General features: G+C 59.1%; 24 protein-coding genes and 1 pseudogene. 12 read left to right on the top strand and 13 right to left on the bottom strand.

The annotated features are described in order from the left end of the window. Positions 1-580: 580 nt before the first annotated feature. Both K1W69_RS10100 and K1W69_RS10095 read right to left on the bottom strand, forming a co-directional pair. Positions 581-1,366 carry a class I fructose-bisphosphate aldolase gene (locus tag K1W69_RS10100; protein WP_220228240.1) on the bottom strand — a complete coding sequence of 262 codons (786 nt, stop codon included), beginning with the start codon at positions 1,364-1,366 and terminating at the stop codon, positions 581-583. Positions 1,367-1,403: 37 nt separating this feature from the next. After that, the gene (locus tag K1W69_RS10095; protein WP_220228239.1) at positions 1,404-2,192 is read right to left on the bottom strand and encodes a DeoR/GlpR family DNA-binding transcription regulator; all 789 of its coding nucleotides are present in this window, start codon (positions 2,190-2,192) and stop codon (positions 1,404-1,406) included. Positions 2,193-2,528: 336 nt separating this feature from the next. On the opposite strand from K1W69_RS10095, the gene K1W69_RS10090 reads away from it, so the two are divergent. The 10 genes from K1W69_RS10090 (at position 2,529) to K1W69_RS10045 (ending at position 12,813) form a co-directional block, all read left to right on the top strand. Then, positions 2,529-3,938, top strand: a complete 1,410-nt coding sequence (locus K1W69_RS10090; RefSeq protein ID WP_220228238.1) for an ABC transporter substrate-binding protein — start codon at positions 2,529-2,531, stop codon at positions 3,936-3,938. 80 nt (positions 3,939-4,018) lie between these two features. After that, positions 4,019-4,924, top strand: coding sequence for a carbohydrate ABC transporter permease (locus tag K1W69_RS10085; protein WP_220228237.1), 906 nt, complete (start codon positions 4,019-4,021; stop codon positions 4,922-4,924). Positions 4,925-4,927: 3 nt separating this feature from the next. Beyond that, on the top strand, positions 4,928-5,866 hold the full coding sequence (locus tag K1W69_RS10080) for a carbohydrate ABC transporter permease (RefSeq protein ID WP_220228236.1): 939 nt from the start codon (positions 4,928-4,930) through the stop codon (positions 5,864-5,866). Then, positions 5,866-6,954 (top strand): ABC transporter ATP-binding protein, encoded by a 1,089-nt coding sequence (locus K1W69_RS10075; protein ID WP_220228235.1) that lies wholly within the window; start codon positions 5,866-5,868, stop codon positions 6,952-6,954. Before K1W69_RS10080 ends, K1W69_RS10075 begins: the two co-directional genes overlap by 1 nt. Continuing rightward, on the top strand, positions 6,951-8,057 hold the full coding sequence (locus K1W69_RS10070) for an ABC transporter ATP-binding protein (RefSeq protein WP_220228234.1): 1,107 nt from the start codon (positions 6,951-6,953) through the stop codon (positions 8,055-8,057). Before K1W69_RS10075 ends, K1W69_RS10070 begins: the two co-directional genes overlap by 4 nt. Further along, entirely contained in the window at positions 8,057-8,257 is a 201-nt protein-coding gene (locus K1W69_RS10065) for a hypothetical protein (protein WP_220228233.1), read from the top strand. The genes K1W69_RS10070 and K1W69_RS10065 overlap by 1 nt, the downstream gene beginning before the upstream one ends. Further along, complete coding sequence (locus K1W69_RS10060; RefSeq protein WP_370688225.1) at positions 8,250-9,257, top strand: dihydroxyacetone kinase subunit DhaK; 1,008 nt, start codon at positions 8,250-8,252, stop codon at positions 9,255-9,257. Before K1W69_RS10065 ends, K1W69_RS10060 begins: the two co-directional genes overlap by 8 nt. Positions 9,258-9,267: 10 nt before the next feature. Further along, positions 9,268-9,903, top strand: a complete 636-nt coding sequence (gene dhaL, locus K1W69_RS10055) for a dihydroxyacetone kinase subunit DhaL (RefSeq protein WP_220228232.1) — start codon at positions 9,268-9,270, stop codon at positions 9,901-9,903. 32 nt (positions 9,904-9,935) lie between these two features. Then, a complete protein-coding gene (lsrF, locus tag K1W69_RS10050; RefSeq protein ID WP_220228231.1) occupies positions 9,936-10,823 on the top strand; it encodes a 3-hydroxy-5-phosphonooxypentane-2,4-dione thiolase in 888 nt (295 codons plus the stop codon). Positions 10,824-10,857: 34 nt separating this feature from the next. Next, entirely contained in the window at positions 10,858-12,813 is a 1,956-nt protein-coding gene (locus K1W69_RS10045; protein ID WP_220228230.1) for an SDR family oxidoreductase, read from the top strand. 123 nt (positions 12,814-12,936) lie between these two features. Here K1W69_RS10045 and K1W69_RS10040 read toward each other — a convergent pair whose 3' ends face one another. The 10 genes from K1W69_RS10040 to K1W69_RS09995 form a co-directional block, all read right to left on the bottom strand. After that, positions 12,937-13,572, bottom strand: coding sequence for a flavin reductase family protein (locus K1W69_RS10040; RefSeq protein WP_220228229.1), 636 nt, complete (start codon positions 13,570-13,572; stop codon positions 12,937-12,939). Continuing rightward, complete coding sequence (locus tag K1W69_RS10035) at positions 13,566-14,564, bottom strand: TIGR03619 family F420-dependent LLM class oxidoreductase (RefSeq protein WP_220228228.1); 999 nt, start codon at positions 14,562-14,564, stop codon at positions 13,566-13,568. The genes K1W69_RS10040 and K1W69_RS10035 overlap by 7 nt, the downstream gene beginning before the upstream one ends. Then, the gene (locus K1W69_RS10030) at positions 14,554-15,543 is read right to left on the bottom strand and encodes an LLM class flavin-dependent oxidoreductase (RefSeq protein WP_220228227.1); all 990 of its coding nucleotides are present in this window, start codon (positions 15,541-15,543) and stop codon (positions 14,554-14,556) included. Before K1W69_RS10030 ends, K1W69_RS10035 begins: the two co-directional genes overlap by 11 nt. Continuing rightward, positions 15,527-15,994: a (2Fe-2S)-binding protein gene (locus tag K1W69_RS10025; protein WP_220228226.1), complete on the bottom strand. Its 468-nt coding sequence runs from the start codon at positions 15,992-15,994 to the stop codon at positions 15,527-15,529. The genes K1W69_RS10030 and K1W69_RS10025 overlap by 17 nt, the downstream gene beginning before the upstream one ends. Beyond that, positions 15,994-16,845: an FAD binding domain-containing protein gene (locus K1W69_RS10020; RefSeq protein WP_220228225.1), complete on the bottom strand. Its 852-nt coding sequence runs from the start codon at positions 16,843-16,845 to the stop codon at positions 15,994-15,996. The genes K1W69_RS10025 and K1W69_RS10020 overlap by 1 nt, the downstream gene beginning before the upstream one ends. Next, on the bottom strand, positions 16,835-19,075 hold the full coding sequence (locus K1W69_RS10015) for a xanthine dehydrogenase family protein molybdopterin-binding subunit (RefSeq protein ID WP_220228224.1): 2,241 nt from the start codon (positions 19,073-19,075) through the stop codon (positions 16,835-16,837). The genes K1W69_RS10020 and K1W69_RS10015 overlap by 11 nt, the downstream gene beginning before the upstream one ends. Positions 19,076-19,140: 65 nt before the next feature. Next, the gene (locus tag K1W69_RS10010) at positions 19,141-20,088 is read right to left on the bottom strand and encodes a Bug family tripartite tricarboxylate transporter substrate binding protein (protein WP_220228223.1); all 948 of its coding nucleotides are present in this window, start codon (positions 20,086-20,088) and stop codon (positions 19,141-19,143) included. A 17-nt stretch (positions 20,089-20,105) separates the two neighbouring features. Next, positions 20,106-20,435 (bottom strand): hypothetical protein, encoded by a 330-nt coding sequence (locus K1W69_RS10005; RefSeq protein ID WP_220228222.1) that lies wholly within the window; start codon positions 20,433-20,435, stop codon positions 20,106-20,108. Next, on the bottom strand, positions 20,432-21,640 hold the full coding sequence (locus K1W69_RS10000) for a M24 family metallopeptidase (RefSeq protein ID WP_220228221.1): 1,209 nt from the start codon (positions 21,638-21,640) through the stop codon (positions 20,432-20,434). The genes K1W69_RS10005 and K1W69_RS10000 overlap by 4 nt, the downstream gene beginning before the upstream one ends. A gap of 3 nt (positions 21,641-21,643) precedes the next feature. Then, the gene (locus K1W69_RS09995; protein WP_220228220.1) at positions 21,644-22,438 is read right to left on the bottom strand and encodes an IclR family transcriptional regulator; all 795 of its coding nucleotides are present in this window, start codon (positions 22,436-22,438) and stop codon (positions 21,644-21,646) included. A gap of 116 nt (positions 22,439-22,554) precedes the next feature. On the opposite strand from K1W69_RS09995, the gene K1W69_RS09990 reads away from it, so the two are divergent. Continuing rightward, positions 22,555-23,055, top strand: coding sequence for a tripartite tricarboxylate transporter TctB family protein (locus K1W69_RS09990; protein ID WP_258571071.1), 501 nt, complete (start codon positions 22,555-22,557; stop codon positions 23,053-23,055). Positions 23,056-23,089: 34 nt separating this feature from the next. Beyond that, positions 23,090-24,601: a tripartite tricarboxylate transporter permease gene (locus K1W69_RS09985; RefSeq protein WP_258570975.1), complete on the top strand. Its 1,512-nt coding sequence runs from the start codon at positions 23,090-23,092 to the stop codon at positions 24,599-24,601. 62 nt (positions 24,602-24,663) lie between these two features. Here K1W69_RS09985 and K1W69_RS09980 read toward each other — a convergent pair. Further along, positions 24,664-25,673, bottom strand: a pseudogene (locus K1W69_RS09980) (IS3 family transposase). Positions 25,674-25,728 lie beyond the last annotated feature (55 nt).

Below are 25,728 nucleotides of genomic sequence, written 5' to 3'. Positions count from 1 at the left end.
AGTATCTGTCATTATTCGCTTACTAACTAGTTGATTTTTATTGGTCTGCGGATTCTGCTCTCCCTTGGTAAGGGAGGTCATTTCCTAACAGTTTCATATGCTTAGAGAAAAGACGAGGCGAGAATGCGCCGATTGTCCTGCGATCCGCCAGGAATAGACCAGGTTTGGCAGGGTCTCGCCCGGCCTGGTAACAGGACTGCTTCTGAAACTCAGAGAGTTGATTTTCAGAATCCGAGTTTGGGATACTCCCATGGGGGTTCCTTTTCACTCACACGAACGAGTGTAACTGCGTTGCTCGAATGCCGCCGCCGTATGGAAGGGGCGGGGGCGGAGAGTTTTTTCTGCTCGGAACACAAGTACCCGTTGTGCCTGTTCAAAAAAGGCACTGATTCACAAGGTGGTGGTCTGGGAAGACGTGGTCTTTTCTCTCGAAATGTCCATGCAGGCGCTCGGACTCACTCTTTGAAAAGCAGACATGACCAACGCTCAAGGCCATTCAGACTGCGATACCGATCTACCGGCGAAATTGTGCCAATTTGATCGGTCAAGTGCACTTAGGGATTTCGGTTCTTGTCAGTACCTAATCATGAACGATATCCCGCAGGCCGGAGAGGATTTCCTTGACATTTTTGCGCTGGAATACGTTGCGGCCGAAGATGATGCCTTTCGCGCCATTCTTGATCGCCGAGGATGCGAAGTCGAATAGCGCCTTATCGTCCCCTTCGGTGGCGCCGCCGGCAACGGCCACCGGCGCCAGGGATTGTTTGGCGACTGTCTTGAATCCCTTCGCACCGCACCAGTCCGTCTTGATGATGTCGGCGCCCATTTCACCTGCGATCCGGCAATTGAGGCCGACGACATCAGGATCCTCGGTGGTTGCAAACCCGCCCTTGGCCGCCATAGCCTCGATGACATGAACCATGCCCCATTCCCGGCACTCGCTGGCGATCGCCCCGCAGATCTCGAAGCAGCGCGTTTCCTCCGCCGGGTCGTTGTTGCAGGTAAAGAGATAGCTGATCACAGCCTCGGCCCCCATCTGCACGGCTTCACGGACCGTCGCCACCTGCCGAGTATGGGTGTCGGGATAGCCGGTTTTGGTTCCGGTCCGCCACATGGTGGTCTGGTCGAGCCGCAGGATGATCGCAGGTCCGTTGGCGAAACGCTCATGGTAACGGATGTAGAGGCCCGGATTGATGATCACCGCATCGACTCCCGCCTCCACAACCGCGTCGATCAACGGTTCCGGGTTCTGGATGCCGGCAATCGGTCCGACCTGCATTCCATGGTCCATGGGAACGCAAAGCATCCTTCCCGACTTTTCGTTGAACAGGCGCGCAAGCCGTCGTGCTTTTCCGATTTCCGACATGGTGGGTCTCCTCCCGACTTGATGGGTTGATTGAATATCAGACGATTTCGAACTTGACCTTTACGTCAGTCAGCAGATCGATGTTCTCCTGCGGAATACTCCCGGTCAGAAGAACGAGATCGAATTCGGTGACGTCCGCTACATAGTTGAGGGCGCTGAAGTGGAACTTCGTGGCGTCGGCGAGCAGGATTTTCTTGCGTGCGATGCTCATCATCGCTTTCTTGGCCCTCAACACCTGTTCATCCTGGGTGTAGAGCGACAGGCCCTGAATCGTTGTCGTCGACATGATAGCGAGATCGACATGGTAGGATTTGATTGCCTGTTCGCAACTGGTGCCGAAATAGGCGTTGTAACCGCGATGGTAGCGCCCGCCGAGCGCAATAAGATCGACATCCGGCTTGCTTCGCAATGTCTCCAGCACCGGCACAGCGTTGGTAAGAACGGTCAGCGGCGTCACTGCGTCGATATAATCGCAGATGTGGTAGGTGGTGGTGCTGTCGTCGCAGACAACAGCGTTGCCGGGTTCGATCTTTCCAACGGCCGCCTTGGCCAGCGCTTTCTTTTCCTCGAGCTGTTTCTTGCCACGGTAGTTGTAACTGCTTTCAAACAGCAGCGACTTCTCCGCTGAAACGGATCCGCGCACGCGCCGCACCAGACCCTCGCGATCGAGATGGTTGAGGTCGCGATGCACCGTCATCAGGCTCACGTCCAGCATGTCGGCCAAATCCTTGATCTGGACCGAGCTGCCTTCCATCAGCAGCTGCAGGATCTTCATCCGACGCCGTTCAGATTTCGACATGGACTCAACTGTTTCGATGGCGCTCAATGGTCTCCTCGCGGTCTGTCTCTCGTTTTAACATTTTCCAAGTTAATCTCGCAGATTTTGTTAAAAGTCCAGCATAAAGTGACTTTGTGGATAACTTCAATTGTTTGATATTGGCACCGAGATTTTGTAAGAAATCCATTTTAAAATCAACAAAAACAATGTGATAAAGATTACTTGCTCACTAAACAAGCTCGATGTTCCGTTAACATTTTTCTGTTTTTACTAACAAAATAATTGATTGATATCACGAAATGATGTTAGGTTGCCGTCGTTATTTTAGAGCTGGCGGGAGTAGGAACAGGTCACGCTCTAATCCAAATCAGGAGGAGTACAGAAATGAAATTGCGCCACACTCTCATGGCGTCGGCCGCCGTGATCGCTGCATCCGCGGCTTCGACAAGCGCGAATGCCGACACCGAGCTGACATTCGTCTGGCATGCGGGCACCTGCGCCGACGCACTGGTCGAGATCGCCAAGGACTATCCCGACAAATCGGTCACCATCGTCCCCGCCCTCGTTCCATACGGCCCGGAATGGCACAACAAGATCGCTTCCGAATTCGCCATCCAGGGCGACGCGTTCGACTTCGCAATGTGGGACAGCCAGTCGACGGCTGAGTTCGCCGGCGGCGGCCATGCCGTCAAGATCAACGATATCTTCGCCGATTCGGATTATCTCAGCGCCGAAATCTTTCCCGCCTCGTCCCTGTCCCAGTACGGCGAGTATCCGGATGGCTCGGGTGAGTTCTACGGCCTGCCCGCCAACCAGGACGCCTATGGTCTGATGTATCGCAAGGACCTGTTCGAGGATCCGGACGAGCAGGTGGCGTTCAAGGAGAAATACGGCCGTGACCTCAGGGTCCCGGAAACCTATCAGGAAGCCAAGGAAGTCGCCGAGTTCTTCACGCGTCCCGACGAAGGCCTTTACGGCTGGGGGCAGATGGGCGGTCGCGAATACGACTTCGCCACCACGGCGTCCAACTCTTTCCTGTGGTCCTTCGGCGGAGAGCTTTACAACCCGGAAACCTTCGAGGTTCAGGGCTACCTCAATTCGCCGGCCTCCATTGACGGCGTGCAGGCCTATGTCGACATGTTCCAGTTCGGCCCGCCCGGAAGCGGCAACTGGGGCTTTGACGAAGTCAACGCCGCCTTCCAGCAAGGCCAGCTCGCCATGGCCATGCAGTGGTTCTACTTCAACGGCTCCAACGCCGATCCGGAAGTCAACAAGTTCGCCAAGGATACGGGCTTCGGCATCTTGCCGGGCGCCGTCGGCCGCGACGGCAAGTTCCGCCGGCAGTTCTCCGTTGGTGGCCAGGGCATGGGCATCAACAAATACTCCGAGAAGCTCCCTGAACTCGTCAAGTTCATGGAGTGGTACTTTCAGCCCGAACAGCAGGAGCGATATGCGGCTGTGTGCCAGACTGGTTTGAAGGCGGTGCTCGACAGCCCCGACTGGCAGGGACTGAACAGCTATAATGCTCAGTTCTCAAAGGCCCTGCAGTATCTCAACGACTATTGGCACCTGCCGGAATATCCGGTGCTGCTCGACCAGCTTCAGGAGGAAGTCTCCAACGCTGTCTCCGGTTCGAAGACGGTGGAGCAGGCTCTGACGGATGCGGCCAAAAAGCACGAGCGGACCCTGCAGCGCGCCGGTCACGAGATCAAGCGTTCAGACTCGACGCCGGAAGTGCCGGATCAGGAAATCGCGCCCGTCGGCATGGACGACGTGGTTCCTGTCAACAACTAATATCCTCCCGGTATGGCGCGTTGAACACCGTTTCGACGCGCCATACACTCCAAAACAAAGAATGATCAAGGCGCGCTGTCATGACAGTGGCCGAGGGAGGAGAGCGTATCCAGATGACGAAAGCGCAGACCGATTCCGTCCAGAAACTGACCCAGTGGATCCTGATCGTTCTTCTGGCCGCCTACACGTTCTATAATCTGGGTCCGATCTTCTGGCTGATCATTTCCTCACTGAAAAGCAGGGCCGATCTGTTCTCCATGCCGCCTGTGTGGTTTTTCGAGCCGGATCTGTCCGGATATCAGCAGGTCTTCGGAGTCGGCGCCGCGGCCGAGAGCGCCTCGGCTTACGGGGTTCTTGATTCGCTGATCAGCAGCATCGTCGTTTCGACGGTCGGCACGGCGCTTGCCGTCATTCTCGGCACGATGGGCGGCTACGTCTGCTCTCGTTTCAATTTCACCGGAAAGAACGACTTCCTGTTTTTCGTTCTGTCGACGCGCATGCTGCCCCCGGTGGCCGTGCTCGTCTTCTATCACCTGATGTTCGCACGTCTCGGTCTTGCCGACACCCGCACCGGTCTTGTGCTTGTCGCGGTCTTCGCCAATGTTGGTCTTGCGACCTGGATCATGAAAGGCTTTTTCGACGGAGTGCCCAAGGAGATAGAGCAGATTGCGCTCGTCAGCGGCTATACGCGGCTCTACGCCTTCTTTCGTCTGGTCCTGCCGATGGTCAAGGGCGGTATCGCAGCCACCGCCGGTTTCTGCTTCATCTTTGCATGGAATGAGTTCGCCTTCGCGTCGATCCTCACGACTACCCAGGCCAAGACCCTGCCGGTGAAGATTTCAGCGGCCTCCGGCGCGACGGGCATCGAATGGACCCAGATCTGCGCGGCCGGCGTGGTGCTCATCATACCTGTCCTCGTTTTCTTCTATCTCATCCGAAAGCATCTGCTGATGGGCATGACCTTCGGCGTGCTGGGGAGGCGTTAGACAATGTCCATGCAAACGACAGACGCCGCCGCCACGATGCGCGCGACCGGCAAGCCCGCGAAGAAGAAGTCCTCCGGTCGACTGATGATCCTCGGATTCCTTTCGCCCACCCTGCTGATCCTGATCTTCATGGTGGCCTATCCAATCTTCTCGCTGGTCTTCTACAGCTTTCACAATTTCTCGGCGCTGCGTCCGAATGCCGGCATGACGCCGGCCGGTTTCGACAACTACAGCTATCTGCTGAGCGATCCGGACCTGTGGCAACGTTTCGTTTTCACCGGCAAGTTCGTCTTTCTGTGCGTAAGCCTGCAGATGATCATCGGCATCTTCGTCGGCTACCAGCTTCAAAAGAGTTTCCGTGGCCGCGACGTCATCTTCACCCTGCTGATGATGCCGATGATGCTGTCTCCGGTAGTCGTAGGTTTTTTGTGGCGCTACATGCTGAATTCGGAGTGGGGCATCGTCAACTACATGCTCACCCTCGTCGGCCTCGGGAAGGTCGACTGGCTGGGTCAGACCGATGCTGCCCTGTGGGCGGCCGCCGCCGCCGACACCTGGATGTGGACCCCTTTCATAATCCTGCTTGCGACCGCGGCGTTCCGGGGCATTCCCGAAACGATCTACGAGGCAGCGGAAGTCGATGGCGCCAGCCAGGCTTATGTGTTCTTCCGCATCACCTTGCCAATGTCGGCTCCGGTGCTCTTCATCGCGCTGATCCTCAGGCTGATCGACAGCTTCAAGCAGTACGACCTGTTCTTTGCGCTGACCGGCGGCGGGCCGGGATCGAGCACCGAAACCGTCTCCTTCGCCGTCGCAAAAACCGCATTCAACTATTTCTACACCGGAGAAGCGTCTGCACTTGCCGTGATACTGCTCTGCATCATCATCGGCCTGTCGCTGATCCTCGTCCGGCATCTGATGAAACTCGGGGAGCGCTACTGATGGCGAAGATTGAACTGAGGGATCTGTCAATCTCCTTCGGCGCATTTACCGCCGTCGATAAGGTGAATCTGACGGTCAATGACGGCGAGTTTGTCGTCTATCTCGGCCCGTCCGGCTGTGGCAAGACGACCACGCTGCGCTCGATCGCCGGTCTTGTCGACGCCACGAATGGCGACATCCTGTTCGACGGCGAGCGCGTCAACGATCTGAAGCCAAGCGAGCGCAACATCGCGATGGTGTTCCAGTTCGTCTCTCTCTATCCGCATCTCAAGGTTCGCGAGAACATTGTCTTCCCCTTGAAGGCGCGCGGTATTCCCTCGTCGGAAATAAAGCGCAAGCTCGATTGGGTGACCGAGGTGTTCGGGCTGGGCGACGAACTGAAGCGCTATCCGGCCGCACTGCCGCCCGGCGCCAAACAAAAAGTATCGCTCGCCCGCGCCGTCATCCGTGATCCGGCCGTGCTCCTGCTCGACGAGCCGCTCTCGGCGATCGACGAACAGTTCCGCGAGGAGATGCGCTGGGAGCTCGGCCACCTGCAGCGCGAACTCGGCGTGACAACCATCTATGTGACACATGACCAGCGAGAGGCGATGTCGCTCGCCGATCGCATCGTGCTCATGAACAACTCGAAGATCGTCCAGGTCGCCGAGCCGGACCGCATCTTCCATAAGCCAGATAATGTCTTCGCCGGCCAGTTCATTGGTTCGCCGAGTATGAACCTGATCGATCTCGTGCCGGCGCCTGGCGGCCTGCGGCTTGGCGACAGCGCCATCGTCCTGCCGGAGGCCGCCATTCCGGCTGACGTTGCGAGCAGCCGCCAAAAACTGCGCCTGGGTGTGCGCCCGCGCGACATCCGGCTTGTCAACGAAGAAGTTGCCGACGGTTTTCCGGTCGAGGTTGAGGATGTCTATTCTGTCGGACGGGAACGCTATTTCCTGTTCCGCATCGGCGACAACGAATATCAGGGCGTCGATCACCGTGTCGAACAGGGAACGGGAGAATCGCGCATCGCCTTCGAGAAGGGCGGGCTGATCTTCTTCAATGCCGAGACTGGGGAGCGTGTAAGCGCAGTGGAGAAGGCGGCATGACCACCCCGATGTTGCAGTTGACGGGTCTGAAGAAATCCTATGCTGGCAAGCGGGCGCTGCGTGGCGTCGATCTGGAGGTTCGCGACAACGAGATCTTCGCGCTGCTCGGCCCCACCGGAGCTGGCAAGAGCTCGACGCTGCTCGCCTCCGCCGGCCTTATCGACCTCGACGAAGGCAAGGTGCATCTCGGCGGCGACGACGTCACCGATATCGAGCCTTCCGGTCGCGACGTCTCGATCGTCTTCGAAGGGTTCAACTTGCTGCCAGTGCTCGATGTTTACGACAATATCGCCTTTGCGCTCCGGTCTCCCGCCTATCGCGAGCCGGAAGACGAGATATCGAAGCGCGTGAAGCGCACCGCCGAACTGTTGCAGATCGATCATCTGCTTGACCGTGATGTTGATACCCTTTCCGGCGGTGAAAAGCAGCGCGTGGCGATCGCCCGCACGCTGGTGCGACGTCCGCGCATGTTTCTGCTCGACGAGCCGCTTTCGGCGCTGGATTTGAAACTGCGCGAAGGCCTGCGCGCCGAACTGCGCCAGATCCACCGCGAACATCGCTCCACGATGCTCTACGCCACGCACGACTATCACGGCGCGATCGCAATCGCTGACCGCATCGGCATCATCAATGAGGGTCGCATCCTGCAGGCCGGTACAATCGAGGAGATCTATGCGCGTCCAGCGAACGCTTTCGTAGGACGGCTCATCGGCAGCCCGTCCATGGCGTTCTTCAACGCTTCGATCGAGGAAGGACAGGTGGCCGTCTGCGGCTTCCTGCAGCGCTTTCCGCTTTCGGATTTCGCGTTCTCGGGCAACAAGGACGGCAAGGTGCTGCTCGGCGTCTGGCCTGAGGACATCGCAATGGTCGACGAAGGCGCCACACAATCAAATCCTGGCCGCATCTACGCCGTCGACAATCGAGGCTACGAAAGCGCTGTCCAGGTCGAGACGGACGCCGGATCATTTCGTAAGGTCCTTGAGGACAAGTTGCACTACAGGCAGGGCGAAACCTGTGCTTTCAGCATCGCCGAAGGCGCGGCCTTCCTTTTTGATCCGGAGAGCGGCGATCTGATCTCGCGCGGGCACGGAGGAGAGGAGTGATGGGCCGTTATCTCACCCGAAACGGGTTCTATCGTTACGCCAGCACGCTGATCATTGCGGGATTTGCGATGCTGTGCCAGCCAATCTCGCACGAAATCTTTGTCTATGGGTTCCCGGTGCTGCTTTCAGGCGTGGTCCTGTTCCTGATACTCGACCATCTGCCAGGCGAAACCGTGAAGGAGGAGGAAAACGGTGTCTAAGCCAACGAAGAAGATTCTCAATGATCCCCGCAAGGCCGTCTCGGAAATGATCGACGGGCTGGTGTTCGCAAATGATGGCGCCGTCGTAAAATTGCCGGATCACGACGCCATCGTCAAAAAGGAAATCCCGGACGGCAAGGTAGCGCTGCTGATCGGCGGCGGAAGCGGCCATGAGCCTATGTTTCATGGCTTCGTCGGGAAAAATCTCGGGGACGGCGCCGCTTGCGGCGAGATCTTCGCCGCCCCTTCTCCGGACACGATCTATGAAGCCGCCAAGGCGGTGGACCGGGGCAACGGCATTCTTTTTCTCTATGGAAATTATGCCGGCGACAACATGAATTTCGACATCGCCGCTGAAATGCTCGAGGACGACGGGATCGATGTGCGCACTGTGCGTGTACGCGACGACGTCGCAGCCGCTCCTCCCGACCGAATGGATGACCGACGCGGCATTGCCGGCGACGTGCTGATGATCAAGATCGCCGGCGGCGCGGCCGCCGAACTCGACAGTCTCGACGAGGTCGAGCGCGTGACAAGAAAGGCCGGCGACAATGTTCGCACCATGGGCGTCGCGGTCTCCGCCGGTTCGATACCCGAGACCGGAAAGCTGACTTTCGAACTCGCCGATGACGAAATCGAGATCGGCATGGGCGCACATGGCGAGGCCGGAATAGCGCGTCAGAAACTGCAGACTGCCGACGAGATAACAGACCAGCTCATCGAAAAGATCCTCTCCGATCTGCCTTTCGGAAAGGGCGACGAGGTGGCTCTGCTGATCAACAATCTCGGCGCAACCACCATGATGGAGATGCTGGTCGTCAATCGCCGCCTGAGGCATGTCTTCGATGAGCAGGGCATTACCGTGCATCGTACCCTCGTGGGAACGTGGCTCACGGTTCAGGAAATGGCCGGCTTCTCGGTCACACTGATGAAACTGGACGACGAACTGAAGCACTATCTCGACATGCCGGCGAGCTCGGTCGGCTTCTCGAACATGTAAGGCGTTGATCATGGTCAAGAAAATCGACAGGGACGCCACCGTTGCTATGCTGAGATCGGTCGCGGACGACGTGATCGCGAATGTCGACCGGTTGACGGACGCCGACCTCGCGACAGGCGACGGTGATCACGGCATCGGCATGCGCCGTGGTTTTGAAGCGGCCCTCGAAAGCCTGGGTTCCAAACCGCCGGAAACCATCGAAGACGCTTTCAAGCAGGTAGGTATGGCGATCATGTCGAAAACAGGCGGCGCGGCTGGGGCTGTTTTTGGCACGGTCTTCCGGTCCGGCGCGAAGGCGTTCGCCGGCGCAGACGCCATCACTGCCGAGAGCTTTGCAGCCTTCCTTGAGGAAGCTCAGGCGGCCGTCGCAAAGCGGGGAGGTGTCGAGGAAGGCCAGAAGACCATGCTCGATGCGGTCGCGCCCGCCGCGCGGGCGGCAAAGGCATTCGGCGGAGACGATGTATCCGCAGTCATCGCCGCGGCGTCGGAAGCGGCCGATAAGGGAGTAGACGCCACGAAAGAGATGCTGGCGACCACCGGCAAGGCGCGGTCGCTTGGCGAACGCAGCATTGGTCATCCCGACCCCGGCGCGATTTCCATATCGATCATCCTCGACGCGATGAAAAACGCGGCGAAGGTGTCCTGAAGAAAAAAATTCCACACAGGAAGGAACACACCATGGCGGATCTCGACGACATCAAGGACGGCAAGGACTGGGGCGAGGATCAGCCCGCCGATACAAGTCGGTTCTATCTCAAGGGGGCCGCGCACTATGACTGGGGCATGAAGGCGCGACTGTCTCGGATTTTCAATCCGCAGTCCGGCCGCACGGTGATGCTCGCATTCGATCACGGTTATTTCCAGGGGCCGACGACCGGTCTCGAGCGCATGGATCTGTCGATCGCGCCGCTCGCCGAGCACGCCGATGTTCTGATGTGCACGCGAGGCGCGCTCCGCACGACGATCCCGCCGGAATCCAACAAGCCGGTGGTGCTGCGCTGCAGCGCCGGAAACAGTATTCTTTCGGAGCTTTCCAACGAGTTGGTTGGCGTAGATATCGACGACGCAGTGCGTCTCGGGGCCTGCGCCATGGCGGCGCAGATTTATGTCGGGGCCGAATACGAACACAAGTCCATCGGTAACGTGGTTAAGCTGATCGACACCGGCGCGCGCTACGGTATTCCGACAATGGCGGTGACCGGCGTCGGCAAGGACATGGTTCGCGACGCACGTTACTTCGGCCTGGCGACCCGCATCGCGGCCGAGATCGGCTCCCAGTTCGTCAAGTCATACTACGTCGACGAGGGATTCGAAAAGATTGTGCTCGGCTGCCCCGTTCCGATCGTTATCGCCGGCGGCAAGAAGCTGCCGGAAAATGAGGCGCTGGAGATGGCCTACCGTGCGGTCGACCAGGGCGCAGCCGGCGTCGACATGGGGCGCAACGTCTTCCAGTCTTCCGATCCAGTGGCGATGCTCAAGTCGCTTGCCGCCGTCGTTCATCATGGAAAGACCGGGGCGCAGGCCTATGAACTGTTCCAGGATCTGCAGCAGAAAGCTGCGGCCTGACCGGGCTATTCCGATCGCCGTGAGGTATGCACTGATGAGGAACAGATGGGATGCAAAAAGGGCATCCAGCCTCGAAACGGATCTGGCGATGCGCGCCTATTCCTCGCGGCTGATCGGCGAGGACACCGCGCTTGTGCTGCATGGCGGCGGCAACACTTCGGTCAAATCGACCACGGTGGACCGCTTCGGCGACAAGCTGGAGATCATCTGGGTCAAGGCGAGCGGTTTCGATCTCGGCGCGATGGGCGAAGAGGGTTTTACGGCGCTTAGCCTGCTGCATCTCCTGCGGCTCGCGGAGCTCGAGAGCCTGAGCGATTCCGACATGGTCAACGAGGTTCGTCGCGCACGGCTCGACAGCAATGCGGCGGCGGCCTCGATAGAGGCGATCGTGCACGCGATCATTCCCTTCAAATATGTCGATCACAGTCATGCCGACGCGGTTCTGACAATCTCCAACACGCCTGAGGGGGCCAGGCTGCTCTCGGAGATTTATGGTGAAAACGTTCTAATCTTGCCTTACGTCAAACCGGGTTTCGATCTGGCTGTGCAATTGAAGCCATACATCACATCCGGCCGGTTGCAGGCGGCCGATGCGGTTATCCTCGAACATCACGGCGTCTTCACCTATGCCGACAATGCGAGGGACAGTTACGAGCGCATGGTGGATATCGCAACGCGGGCCGGAAACTGGCTGGAGCGGCGATACGGTCCGGTTGAGATCGCCGGCGAAGCCGATACGGACCCAGTCCTGGTCGCGCGGACACGGCGCATCGCCAGTGATATAGCCGGCCAACCGCTGATCTCACGAAAGGGGGCGACGTTGCCCGACGGCCAGGTGGAAAAATTTGCCGCCATGCTGCGCAAGGGCACGCTGACGCCGGAGCATGTCATACACAACAAGCCGTTTCCGGCGGTTGTCGCCGATGACCCGCAGTTGGCGATGGAATACTTCGAAGCTGATTATCGGGACTATTTTGATCGGGCGGCCGACGGGACGCTGACGATGTTGCCGCCATACCCGCACTGGGTTCTGTTCGCCGACGGTTCGAGCCGCAGTTTTGGACCGAATCTGAAGCGCGCCATGATATCGTCCGATGTCAGCTTTGCGACGGTCAGGGCGCTTTCGTATGCGAGCGCGATCGGAGACTGGCAGGGGCTAACCGAAGCGGACCTGCGGGATCTTGAATACTGGGAACTCGAACAGGCGAAACTCAAGTCCCAGAAGCCGCCTCTGGAACTGACGGGCAAGATCGCCGTTGTCAGCGGCGCGGCCGCGGGCATCGGAAAAGCCTGCACAGAGGTGCTCGCCGCGAAAGGGGCTGTCGTCGTCGGTCTCGATCTCGATGCCGCCATTCTTCAACGGATGAACCGGCCGGGTTTCGAAAGTCTCGTGCTTGATCTGGTGGACGAGGCCGGCGTGAAAGCGGCGCTTGCCGAAATTGTTGACCGCTACGGAGGGATCGACATCCTGATTTCCAATGCCGGCATCTTTCGGACAGGAGCGCGGATCGAAGCATTGGAGGATGATGACTGGGATGCGGCCATGGCCGTCAATCTGACGTCCCACCGCAAGCTTCTGAAACACAGTATTCCATTTTTGCGTCACGGCGTCGATCCGGCCGTCGTCTTCGTCGGCTCGCGCAACGTGCTTGCTCCCGGCGCCGCTGCGGCGGCCTATTCAGTATCCAAGGCAGGGCTTACACAGCTCGCCCGCGTCGCCGCTCTTGAACTTGCGGAAGAAGGCATCACGGTCAACGTCATCCATCCCGATGCTGTGTTCGACACGAATCTCTGGACGAAGGAAGCCCTGGAAACCTCGGCCAAACGCTACGGGCTGACCGTCGAGCAATACAAGACGCGCAATCTCATGAAGACTGAAATTACTTCCGCCGATGTCGGACGGGCCGCCGTCGCCTTCGTCGACGGCACGTTGCGCCGCACGACAGGTGCTCAGCTGCCGGTCGATGGCGGCAATGAACGTGTGATCTGACGTCATTGGAGGTTTGCCGGTCATCCTTCTGAAATCAATTGAGCTTGTGGAAATTCCAGACCGACAGCCTTGGGACGAGAAGGAATTTCGGATGCGAAGAATTGCCTGGGTCGCGGAACAGCGTCAGACCTCTTTCAACTCGCCAAGCCGCGTATAATTGCGTCCGCCAATGCGGGCGAGTGGATCGAGCGCGGCTGTGTCGATGCGATTGCCGGTCAGAAGCAGGTCTTCGCGCAGGTGCATGAGCCGAACCCGTGCAACGACGATGATGTTTGGCAAGTCGCCGAACTCCACGAATTTCTCTAGTTCGCACTCGAACTGGACCGGGGCGCCAGCGACACGTGGCGGCGCGACCGTTTCCGACGCGACGAGATCGAGGCCGGCATGGCGAGCCTCGCTCTCTCCTTCCGGAAGCTCATCTGCGCACGCCTGGACCTGTTCCGCCATGGAAAAGTTCGGAGTGTTGATGACCAGTTCTCCGCTTTCCCGGATATTGCGCACCGTATGTTTCGGCCCGTCTGCAAGTGGCGACGCCGAGAAACCCAGCAGTCCCGGATTGGCCGCAACGATCATGAACTGGCTGAAGGGCGCCACGTTTACGATCCCCGCTGAAGACACCGTGGAAACGAGCGCAATTGGTCTCGGCGTCACGGTTCCCGTCAGCAGTTTGTAACGTGATTGTGCATCGAACCGGTCGAGGATCAGGCCGTGATAGGCCGGATCATCGTCCGACACAGGCCTGACAGGCGGTTCTAGCATCGCGCCATTACGTCCTTCGAGAACCATTCGATCTGTTCGTTCATTTCTGAAATGGTGTCGACCGGGATCATCAGTGCGCTGCAGTGATCGATGCCCATGGAACGCATTTCATCGATTTTCTGCAGGACCGTGTCGGGAGAGCCGACGAGGTTTGCGATCACCTGATGGCTGAGGTCGCGGCCGGTGTAGGCAAGCGACTGGCGATGCGCGACCAGCCCGCTCTCCATATATTTCTTTTCTGCCTCTTCATCGGTCTTGGCGAGCAGCATGGAAAACTGCGGTGCGATTTCCACGGCGTCTCGTGGTCGTCCCGCTTCCTCCGACAGATCCTTCAACTGGCTGATGCGCTCCTTCATTTCGGCAAACGGGCGCCAGCCTGGAAGCCAACCCTGGCCAACCGCCGCGGCGCGCTTGAGGGCCTGGATGTTGTGGCCGCCGATGAACAACGGAAACGGATCCTGCTTTGGTTTCGGATACATTTCCACGTCGGTGAAATGATAGTATTCGCCATCGAGACTGGCGCTGCGCTCGCTGATCAGTTTCAGGAACGCGTCGATTCCTTCATCCAGCATGTCGCCGCGGCGCGCTTTCTTGTAGACTGGACCCCAGGCCTCGAATTCTTCGCGATAGGCGCCAAGACCGACGGCCAATACCAGACGTCCGCCGGATAGCTGGTCCAGTGTGCTGACCTGTTTGGCGAGGTAGACCGGCTCGCGCATCGGCATGACCAGGAGGGCTGTGCCAACGCGAAGCGTTGTGGTCGCCTGGGCGCACATGGCGAGAGTAATAAGCGGCTCGTAGAAATTGGGTGGCGAATCCGGGAACTTTTCGCGCACGTAGTTCTGGGTTGTGATGTGATCGTTGCCCCAGATGGAATCGTAACCCATGCTCTCGCAGAGCTTCGCCTGTTCGACGAACTGCTCCGGTTTGATGAATGGGACGGGATACATGACCCCTTCGAAACCCGTGCAGAGGGAAATGCTAAACTTCATCTGACAGTCTTTCTGTTGTTTTCATGGCTTTCATGGCGGTTTCGATTTCCGCGACAGATCCGAATGCGGACAGGATCACGCGGTCGAGCCCGGCGTCCCGATAAGTCTGGATCATTGCGGGCAGTTCCGCCGGAGTGCCGGCGGCGGAATGGTTGAGGACCACCTGGTCCGGGACAATATGGGCAGCTTCCGAAATCCGGCCGACGGTGAAGGCGTCACGAAGCGCTGCCTGGTCCAGTTTGCTGCCGGCGGCATCAAGATTGGCGGCGTGATGGGCGCCGCGCAATGTCACCGCCAGTTTCGAGCGGAGACGGTCCCTGGCTGCCGCTCTGTCGTCGTCGACCGATACATAGACCAGTCCGCAATTGTCAAAGGCGGCGCGAGCCGGCTTTCCGGCATGCAGACGTGCGATGGTGGATTTGATGAACTCGCGGGATGTGGCAGCCGACAATAATACGCCATCCGCCTCGCTTCGAGCCAGTTCGAGCATCTTCGGTCCGGACGCCGCCATCAACAGCGGAACCGGATGGTTGCCCGAGCGGAGCGCTCTTCCCGAAACAACAAATCTCTGACCCTCGAGAGTGACCTTGTCCCCGGACAAGAGAGCCCGGCATAGCGCCAGCGCCTCCTTCATGGCCTGCAGCGGTTTGCCCGCGTCGATGCCTGCGCTTCCAAGATCGTCTGGAGAACCAACCCCCAGACACACAGAGATGCGGCCGGGAAACATCTCGTCCAGCGTCGCCGCCGACATGGCGATCTGCACCGGGTGCAGCACCAGCGGGCTGATTGCCATCAACACCATGTCAAGCGATGGAAATCGCTCCAGCATGACAGCGGCGGATGAGACCGGATCCTGTTCGAACAGATGGCTCGCAAGCCAGACGGTCGAAGCGCCATTTTCTGCTGCCGCCCGTGTTTTCTCGAACATATCGGCGACCGGTTCCCGGCCGTCGAAGGAGATTTCAAGCCGAGGCAGCATGCAGGACGGCCTCCACGATCTTCGTATATCCGGTGCACCGGCAAATATTTCCATCGAGCGCAGAAACGATTTCGGCGCGCGTCGGGCTCGGATTGCGAAGCAGCAATGCCTTCGCAGCAAGAATGAAACCCGGAGTACAGAAACCGCACTGCACCGCCCCATGATCGATGAAGGCCTGTTGCAGCGGATCGAGCGCACCGTCGGTGATCAGCCCTTCGACGGTCGTCACTGCTGCGCCGTCGACATCAGCGGCAAGCGTGGTGCAGCTGCTGACAGGCAGATCGTCGACAAGCACAGTGCACGCGCCGCAGATTTCCATGTCGCAGGACAGTTTCACGCTTCGCAGCCCCAAGTCGTCGCGCAGGAAATCGATCAGCAGTGTTTCCGCCGGTACCGACCGGGAAACGGGAACCCCGTTGATCTCGACGCTGATATCGACACACGTGTCCATCAGTGGACTCCCGTCGCTTCGGTTTCATGAAGGGAAACGAGCGCGCGTTTGACCGCCACTGCGATCAGATGCCTGCGATAGGATTCACCAGCTTCGATGTCCGAGGGGATCTCCAGATCGGCAATATCCTCTGCTACGGCGGCATAAAGGGCTTCATCGCTTGTGCGGCCGTTGTCCCTGTCGAGCAGCGCGCCTGTGCCGTCGAGCTGCTTCGGCGGACCGCCGCCATAGCCGATCCAGGTCTGGTGGCAATCGCTTCTGGAGATGGCCGCAGTTGCAAGGCTGTAATTGCCCTGCTTCATGCGTTCCACACTTGCGAATCCGGTCCCCAGAGGTATTTCAATCGTCGTCAGGATCTCGTCCGGCTTCCGGGCGGTTTCGAATGGTCCCAGGAAAAATTCAGACGCCGGAATGACCCGGCTCGCATGCGCTGAAATAAGTCGCAATCCCGCGTCGAGCGCGACCAGCAGAACCGGTGGATCGGCGCGCGGTTCTGCAAAGCAAAGATTGCCGCCGATCGTACCGGCGACGCGCACGCGGATATTTGCGATTTCGCTGCAGAGGCGTGAAAGCGATGGGCAGTGCTTCAAGACGGCCGTGCTGAAGGCGATGTCGTAATGGGTTGCCAGCGCTCCGATGACCAGCCTGTCGTGTTCGACACCGATTGTCTTCAGACCGTCGATATTCTTCAGGTTCACCAGGTGCCTGTACTCGGCCAGCTGCATCTTCATCAGCAGGAGCAGTTCCGTTCCACCGGCATAGAATGCCGCGCCGTCGCCGAGTTCGGCGACGAGAGAGGACGCTTCGGCCAGGCTTTTCGGCTGATGATAGGTGAACGGATCAGGACGCATGCGTCTTCCTTGCCGACAGCGCGGTCCAGATCCGCTCGGGCGTCATCGGAAGATCGCGAAGACGGACGCCATGATCGCGCGCCAGTGCATTGGCGATTGCCGGCGCCATGCCGAGGATGCCGCCTTCGCCCATGCCCTTGGCGCCCATTGGACCAAGGCCGTCGCCGTTCTCGATGAGCACGGTCGTCCAGTCGGCCGGAATGTCGGACAGGCGCGGAACACGGTATAGGAGGGGCATTGCCGTCATCGGCTGCCCCTCGTCGAAGATGAGGTTCTCAAACAGCGCATGGCCGAGGCCCTGGACGGCCGCGCCCTCCTCCTGGCCTTCGGCCGCCGGTCGGTTCAGCGCGCGGCCAATATCGGCGACGCCCGCATAGGTATCGAGCGCGACCACTCCGGTCTCCGGATCGACCGACACGGTACAGGCGGCAGCCGCGGTTTCCCAGAAGAGGGGCGCTTGCGCCAGCTTGCCGTCGAACGAGCGCGGTGTGATCGATGCCTGCCCCATCACATCGCCGGAATCGATGCCATGAGCGGCGTGGAAAAGGTCACGGAAGCTGACCGACCTGTCGCCGATATCGAGCCCACCCGGCGCCAGACTGATCGCCGTGGTCTCAAGTTCAAAGACTTCGGACGCCAGAGCAAAAAGCTTTGAAACCGCGTCCTCGGCGGCTTTTTCGACAGCCAGTCCCATGATCATGCTGGAGCGGCTTGCGCCTGTGCCCCAGTCATAGGGCGCGCTGGCCGTATCCGGATCGAGGATGTGTACGACTTCGAGCGGCTGCGACAGGGTTTCAGCGACGATCCGCTGAAGTACGCCTCTGACGCCCTGTCCGATTTCCACGCTCATGCTGCGCACTTCCACCGATCCGTCGGCGTGGACGCGCACGATCGCGCCTGCGACCGGCAGGATGCCGGGATCGGTGACGGCAAGGGCCAGACCGCGCGAGGCGCGGTTGTGCCCTTTCGTCGTCGCCTCCACCGCCGCATCCATCATGACCGCCGGATCAACGTCGAGAGGACGCAAATTGTCGATCACCGCGTCGCCTCGTTGCAACAGATGCCGGGAGCGGAAATCGACCGGGTCTTCTCCAAGTTCCGCGGCGATCTCGTCCATGTGCGATTCGGTCGCCCAGACCGCCTGCGGTCCGCCGATGGACCGGAAAGCTGCTCCAGGCACCGTATTGGTGTAAACGGCACGCGCCCTGATCCTCAGGTTCGGCAGGCGATAGGGACCGACGAGCCGGTGCGCGGATTTGAGTGCGACGGCCGGTCCGGTATCGGCATAGGCGCCGCCATCCATGACGATGTCGCCGGTGCGCGATAGGATGGCGCCTTGCGCGTCGACGGCGGTGCGGATCGTGATTCTCGCCCCGAGACGCCGGCAGGTCAGCATGGATTCCTCGGCGCTCAGGAGCACCTTGACGGGTCGTCCGGCTTTGCGTGCAGCGGCCGCGACAAGCGGCTCGATCTTGACAGAAGCCTTGCCACCGAAACCTCCGCCGACATAGGGCACAATCACACGTACTCGCGCGATGGGAAGGCCGAATACCCGGGCGAGAACCTTCTGTACGGCCGTTGGAGATTGCGCTCCGGACCAGACCGTGAGTCCGGCATGGTCGAAACGGGCGATCGCGCAATGCGGCTCCATGGCGAAATGTGCGATTCCCGGAAAGGAATAGCTGTGTTCGAAGATCCGGTGAGCGGAGTGCTCCGCACTATCAACGTCGCCGCGCTCCAGCAGATAGTCCTGAAAGACATTCGTCCCGGCTTTACCGCGAGCAGTTCCCTTGAAGTAGAAATCCGATATCGGACGGAAGTCATCGTGCAGCAGAGGCGAATCGCCAGCAAGCGCTTGTTCTGGCGTCGCGCAAATCGGCAGCGGCTCATAGTCGACAGCGACGAGGCGCGATGCGGCTTCGGCGCCGGCTTGCGTATCGGCGACGACAACGGCGACGGGCTCACCCACGTAGCGGACACGGTCACGGGCGATTACCGGGCGGTCTTCGTAAAACAGGCCCCAGTCGGTTTGCGTCAAAAGGTCTATGTCAGCCCCTGTCAGAATGCAGACGACGCCGTCCGCCTGTTCGGCCAGGGACACATCCATTCCTATGATTCGAGCATGCGGCTCTGTGCTGCGCACGACTTTTCCGAAAGCCATGCCGTCAATGCTGACATCGCTGATGAATTCGGCCTTGCCGGAAACCTTTTCGAGAAGATCGGGGCGCATCTGTCACGGTTCGGTTCATTCTGCCGGCGTCCGAACAGGAGGACGCCGGCGAGAAGCGATAAACGTCAGTTCGAAAGTGAATTGACCAGATCGGAAGCCTTGTCGACCTCGGCTTCGATGGCGTCATGCATTTCAGGACCGCTCATTTCGACGATTTCCATTCGCAGCTTGCCCATGGTCTCGACGAATGTCGGATCGGTCAATGCATTGCGGAACGCCGTCTCGAGCTTCATACGGACGTCTTCCGGGATCCCGGCCGGTCCAATGATGCCTTGTACGGAACGCAGCGTCGGATAGCCGAGTTCGGTCAGCGTGGGAACGTCCGGGAAAGCCTTCGCGCGTTCGGGAAGATTGACGGCGAGAACCTTGACTTCGCCGCTATCCACATAGGGCGCCCACACGGAGGTTTCGGTGATGAAGTCGACATGACCGCCCAACAGCGCGGGAAGCGATTCCGCCGAACCGCGATATGGAATGTGGGTCAGACCGGCTCCGGAGTCCTTCTTGACGGCTTCCGTCGTCAGGTGCTGCGTGGTGTTGACGCCGCCCGTTCCGAAATTCAGACCCTTTTCCTTCGAAGCTGCAATCAGCTCTTCCAGCGAATTCCATGGCTTGTCGCTCAGCGCCACGACACCGATGAGATTGTCACCGTAGTAGCTGATGAAACTGAAGTCCTCCATCATGCTGTAAGGCACGTCGTCACGCGTGATCTGAGCCATGTATGTGGTGGTTGACAGGGTGCCGATCGTGTAGCCGTCCGGCTCCGCAGAGGCGAGTTCCGCCATGCCGAGTGTCGTTGACGCGCCGGGTTTGTTGACCACGACGATGGGCTGGCCCAGTTCCTTGGACGCCGCTTCGGAAAGTGCGCGGGCCGTCTGGTCAGTGCTGCCGCCGGCTGACCACGGAACGATCAGGGTGATCGGTTTCTCCGGGAATTCCGCGAGCGCCGGCCCGGATGCGACCAGCACCGCGCCGATGGCGGCGCAGATAGAGGAAAATTTCAGGCTGTTCATGATGAGTCTCCTTCAGGTTAGGTCGGCATGACCGTATGGGCCTGGATCGCCGGGAAAGGGCGATCCAGGTCTGCAGGAACCAGAGGGGATGGATCCTGAGCCGGCCGTATGGCCAAGTCTTCGAGACCGGTTGCGGTCAGTTCATTGAACACGGTCTTGTCGGTTTCGATTTCGCCGTTCTTCTTCGTGGTTTCAGCAGCAGCAAACGAAGTCGGAGCGGAAACCCTTTTGAAAACGCCTTCTTTTCGGGCGATGGTCGCGTACCGGCGGCGCATTGGCGCTTGAGGTATTGTTATGGCTCGATCCAGCCTGGAGCGAACCGCGGCAAGGATTTTTTGCGTGGTCATGCGGACACGATCCGCAGTTCACGATCAGACTTCATGAGGGATTCACATCCGTCTTCCGTCACGTGGATCATGTCCTCGACCTGAAGGCCGCCGAGGCCGAATTCGTAGTAAGGCGTCTCCACGCAGATCACCATTCCGGCTTGCAGGACGTCGGAACTTCCTGGCGCGATGTTAGGCAGATCGTAGCCGTCGATGCCGATGCCGTGGCCAACATGGTTGCGCTTGTAGTCGGGAAGACCGGACTTGCGAACGGCGTCCATCACCTGTTCGAAAAGATCGGACGCCTTCAGACCCGGCCGGATGACGTTGTAGGCATGGTCGACCCCATTTTTCAGCGCGGCGTATTTGTCGACGATTTCACGGCTCGGTTCGCCCATGACCCCAATACGCGATATGTCGGCGCGATAGTGCATGTATCGGCCGCCCACGTCGAAACGGATGATGTCGCCTTCCTTCAGGGCAGCATCGGAAGGCTGCGAGTTGGTAAGCGTGCTCCGCACGCCGAAACCGATGACGCCCAGAACTGGCGTCGCGTCGTTTTCCACCGTGGTTCGATGAAAGATGCGCGCCATTTCCTTTTCAGTCATGCCGACATGGGCCGCCTTCAGGCTGGCGTCGATCGAGGCTTCCGCGATGTTGCAGGCGCGACGAAGTCGTCGAACCTCCTCCGGCGTCTTGATTGTCCGCATTGTCCTGACAAGTTCGAAGGCGGGTTCGATGGTCAGGTCGGGCAGGGCCTCGCGCAGCCTGGCCATAGCCTGGGGCGTCATGCCGATTTCGTCGACGGCGATCTTCCCGCTGGAGAGGCCCGCCTCACGGATCGCATCGACCAGCGCTTCCACGGCGCCAGGAAACTCTTCGCCCATGAGCAGATCGACCTGTGCCTGGTCGAGCGGATCGAGACCGGGTCGGTCCATGCCCTCGAAGACGAAATAACCAAACCGGCGAACGTTGCTAACCCAGGGCTTCTGGTCGGCGACGAGGTCGAGCGTGCTGGTGGTCGTGATGATAGACGCCTCGCTGCGGCGCGCAGTCGGCCAGAACACGTAGGCCTGGGGTCCGCGGCGGATCCAGTGGGTCATTGCCCAGAAGCCGCCGATATAGGTGACATTTTCCGGTGCGGTCGCCACCAGCGCGTCAAAGCCGTTCTTCGACAGTATCGCGTCAACGGCCTGCAGGTCGGAAATCGGTTCTTGTTCTTGCATAAGCTACCTCAGATAACTCACGGACGCCGGCGCACCCAGTCGTCTGGATATGCGTTCCGCGGCTTGCGTGATCTCGTCTTCAATCCGTTTGCGTCCGTCACCGGTCGTCATTTGCACTGCACAGGCGCAACTCACGGCGGCAATAATCTCGCCATCCGTGTCGCGCACCGGCGCGCCGGCGGAGAAGATTCCCGGAATGTTTTCTTCATTCGCGATCGCCACCTCTCCGTCACGGATATGGTGCACGTCCTCGATAAGCTTATCGAGGTCCGTCTCGGTTGCTTCGGTGATACGCGGGAGCGGTTTCGCACCGAGCAATCGCCGGATTTCATCGTCGGTCAAAGCCGAGAGAAGCGCTTTGCCCATGGCCGTCGAATGCAGGGGCATCTGATTGCCAGGAACCGCGTGGACCGAGAGCGCGCCCTGGCTCAGGTGAACGAAGATATAGATGCTGACATCGCCCCGGCGAACGGCGAGATAAGTGTTAACGGAGACGCGGTCGGATACGTCCCGCAGTATTGGAGCGGCGGCGTCTACCAGGCCTGTGTCGGCGAGATAGGCGCGCCCAACCTGAAAGGCGGTCAAACCGACGCGGTATCGGCGAAGGCCCATGTCCTTTTCCACAAAGCCGCAGTCGGACAGGGTGTTGAGAAGACGCTGAACCTGCGCGGGGTTCATACTCATTTCGCGCGAAAGCTCGCGGACGCCCATTGGTTCCGATTTCCGGCTCAGAAACTCCAGAATGGCCAGGCCGCTTGCCAGCGTCTTGCTTATCGAGGCATCGCTACGTTTGACCATAGTGTTTTGATTATCGGAACGCTGTTTTAAAATCATGGACTCAAACTCTCATCGATGCTATGAGGAGTCAAGGGAGAGACAACGGGAAGGACGACGAAAGGATTTCAGCAGTGGTCATGGACGCGGCCAGCCAGAAACGGCGACAGACCACCATCGCGGCGGGCTTCTCCTTATTCTTCCTGGCGATGCTGGTTTTCGGCATACCCTACGGCATTCCCTCCTATGCCAAGCAGGGTCTTTCGCTGACCTCGTCCGCCTTATATCCCTACGTCATCACCATCGCCGGCCTTGTCTTCTCCGTTCTGGCCGTAATCGAAGCGAGAACCGGGTTCGTGGCTGTTTCTTCCGACGACGGAAGCGTCGATAGCCTGTCGGCCCCCTCGATCATTGCCCGTTTTTCATTGGTCGTGATCGTTTTCGCAGCGTTCTATTTGCTGCTTATTCCGCTCGGCGCCCTGCTGAGTTCCGCACTGGTGTTCGGTTTTCTGGTGATCTTCGGTGGTGAGCGACGCCTCTTGGTGCTGGTCGCGACGATTATCGGCGTACCCGTAATCACCTACATACTGTTCGCGAAACTTGCGGCGGTTCCTCTGCCAAGAGGCGACTTGCCATTCTGACCGCGTAGCAATCCCCCGATCACGGAGAGTCCTGTTGCAGGAAATACTGAACGGATTTGATCTGTTTCTTTCAATGCAGAACGTGCTGGCGATCGTCGCAGGCATGTTCATCGGAATAGTGATCGGCGCGATCCCCGGTTTGTCGAGCAGTATGGGCATCGCGCTTGCCCTGCCATTCACCTACGGCATGAATCCGATCAGCGCGATCCTGCTGGTCGTCGGCATCTACAAGGGCGGGATGTTTGCCGGTTCGATTTCCGCAATCCTGATCCGCACGCCTGGGACACCTGGCAATATCTGCACTCTGCTCGACGGCTGGCCGCTGTCTCAGAAGGGACAGAGCCGTAAGGCTCTGGACATCGCCCTCTACAGTTCCGTAGTCGCCGATCTCGCTTCCAATCTCGCGCTGATCCTCTTTGCAGCTATGATCGCCAGCTTCGCTCTGCAATTCGGACCGGCCGAATATTTCTGGCTGATGACCTTCTCCCTCACTATCGTTACGTCCGTCGCTGGCGATTCCCTGTTCAAGGGTCTGGTTTCGGCCGTGCTGGGCCTCCTACTTGCAACAGTGGGGCTGGATCTGATCTACGGCAATCCGCGCTTCACCTTCGGAATGCTCGAGTTTTCCGGCGGTGTCAGCTTCGTGCCGCTGCTTATTGGCCTATTCGCCATCCCGGAAGTGATCGATTTCTACCTTCGCAAACAGTCAGGTCTTATTCATGGCAGCCGTTCGGGCTCGGCACTGACTTTGGCGGAATTCCGCAGCTGCCTGCCAACCATTTTCCGCAGCAGCGCGATCGGTGTCGGGATAGGCGCAATACCGGGTGTCGGCGCGACCGCCGCCTCCTTTCTCAGCTATTCGCTGGCCAAGCGCAGTTCCAAACATCCCGAGACCTATGGCAAGGGGGAGATCGACGGCGTAGCCGCAGCGGAGGCAGGAAACAACGCCGTAGCCGGCGCGACGCTGATTCCGCTCCTGGCGCTTGGCATTCCGGGCGATGTCGTGACCGCCGTCATGATCGGCGCATTCCTGATTCACGGCCTGTCGATCGGACCATCGCTGTTCCAGACCCAGGGCGATACAGTCTATGCCATCTTCTTCGGAATCATGCTCAGTTCGATCGCCATGCTGATCCTTGGCATGCTGTCGATGCGCCTGTTCGCCCGTATATCCGATATACCGAGGCACATTCTGATGCCCGGTCTTCTGATGTTCTGCGTATTCGGAACCTACGCGATCCAGAACAGCCATTTTGACATCCTCGTCATGTTTGCCGCCGGTTTCCTCGGCTTTTTCATGATGAAGATTGATCTGCCCGTACCGCCCTTTCTGATCGCCTTCGTCCTGGGCCCATCGTTCGAGGACAATTTGCGCCGCACCATTCTTGTTGCGCATGGTGACTACAGCGTATTCTTCAACTCCTATATCTGCTGGTTCTTTGCCGCACTTACCGTCCTGTCGGTCGGCTATGGCGTTCTGTCATCGCGCCGTTCCGGTTCCTCCGTTGAAGAAACCGCTGAAAACAATACGGGGCATTCAGCCTGAAGCCTGCGGCGCTCGTACTACGCTGCCCGATGCAGCTTGGCTTCTCTATAAAGATCTACCGGTCAAGACTGGAGTTGCGTGATGTAAGCCCTGGCTCTGTTCACGTTGTGGTCCATTGCGGACCGGGTTGCAAACTCATTCGGCGTAAGCCCGTCGAGGCTGGTGTGTGGTCGGTGCATGTTGTAATTGATCCTCCATTCTTCGATGATCTCCCGGGCGTGGCGGTAGCTGCGGAAAAGGTGCTCGTTCAAGCACTCGTCTCTCAGTCTACCGTTGAAACTTTTCACGAAGCCGTCCTGCATCGGTTTTCCGGGCGCAATATAGTGCCACTCGACGCGACGGTCCTGTTGCCAGGCGAGCATGGCATTTGATGTGAGTCCCGTTCCATTGTCCGAGACTATCATACAGGGATAGCCGCGCCGTTCTGCGATTGCATCCAGTTCGCGAGCGACACGTTCGCCCGAGATCGAGTTGTCAAAGACAGTCGCCAGGCATTCGCGGCTGAAGTCATCGATGACACACAGAATGCGGAAGCGACGTCCATCGACCAGCACATCCGAGACGAAGTCGAGGCTCCAGCGCTGAGTGGATCCTGCGGGATAGCCATGGGCGCGCGTGTGCCCAAAGCCCGCTTGCGGCCGCCACGTTTGCGGACAACAAGCCGATCCTCCTTGTAGAGGCGATACAGCTTCTTCCAGTTCACCATGACGCCTTCGCGCTTCACAACAACAGGTGCAGACGGCGATAGCCGAACCGTCGCCGTTGCGACGAGATTTCCCGCAAGCGCTGTCGCAGGCCGGCGTCGTCGTGCCTGCTCGACTGGTAACGGAAGACGCGCGGCGAAATGCTAACCAGGGCGCAGGCCCGCCGCTGCGAATAGCACTTCATCTCGATTGCCCAACTAACGGCGTTGCTCCTCTGGAGCCGGGCGTCAGAAGCGTTCGCAGGCTCTCTCGAACGCATGGCGTTCGCCGGCTCCCATTATCAGTATTTCTCGGAGCATCGATACATCCATCATCTGCTCCTTCAAAATGCCAATGATTTGTTCTTCCGAGAACCTTGATCGTTTCATTGCCTGTCTCCTTCGCTCTGGAACAGGCTAACCCAAAATCGGGCCCATTTCACGG

The organism is Flavimaribacter sediminis (genome assembly GCF_019492055.1).
Lineage (GTDB): Bacteria > Pseudomonadota > Alphaproteobacteria > Rhizobiales > Rhizobiaceae > Flavimaribacter > Flavimaribacter sediminis.
Note: the sequence above shows the minus strand (reverse complement) of the source record. Positions and strands in the feature narration are given on the sequence as shown.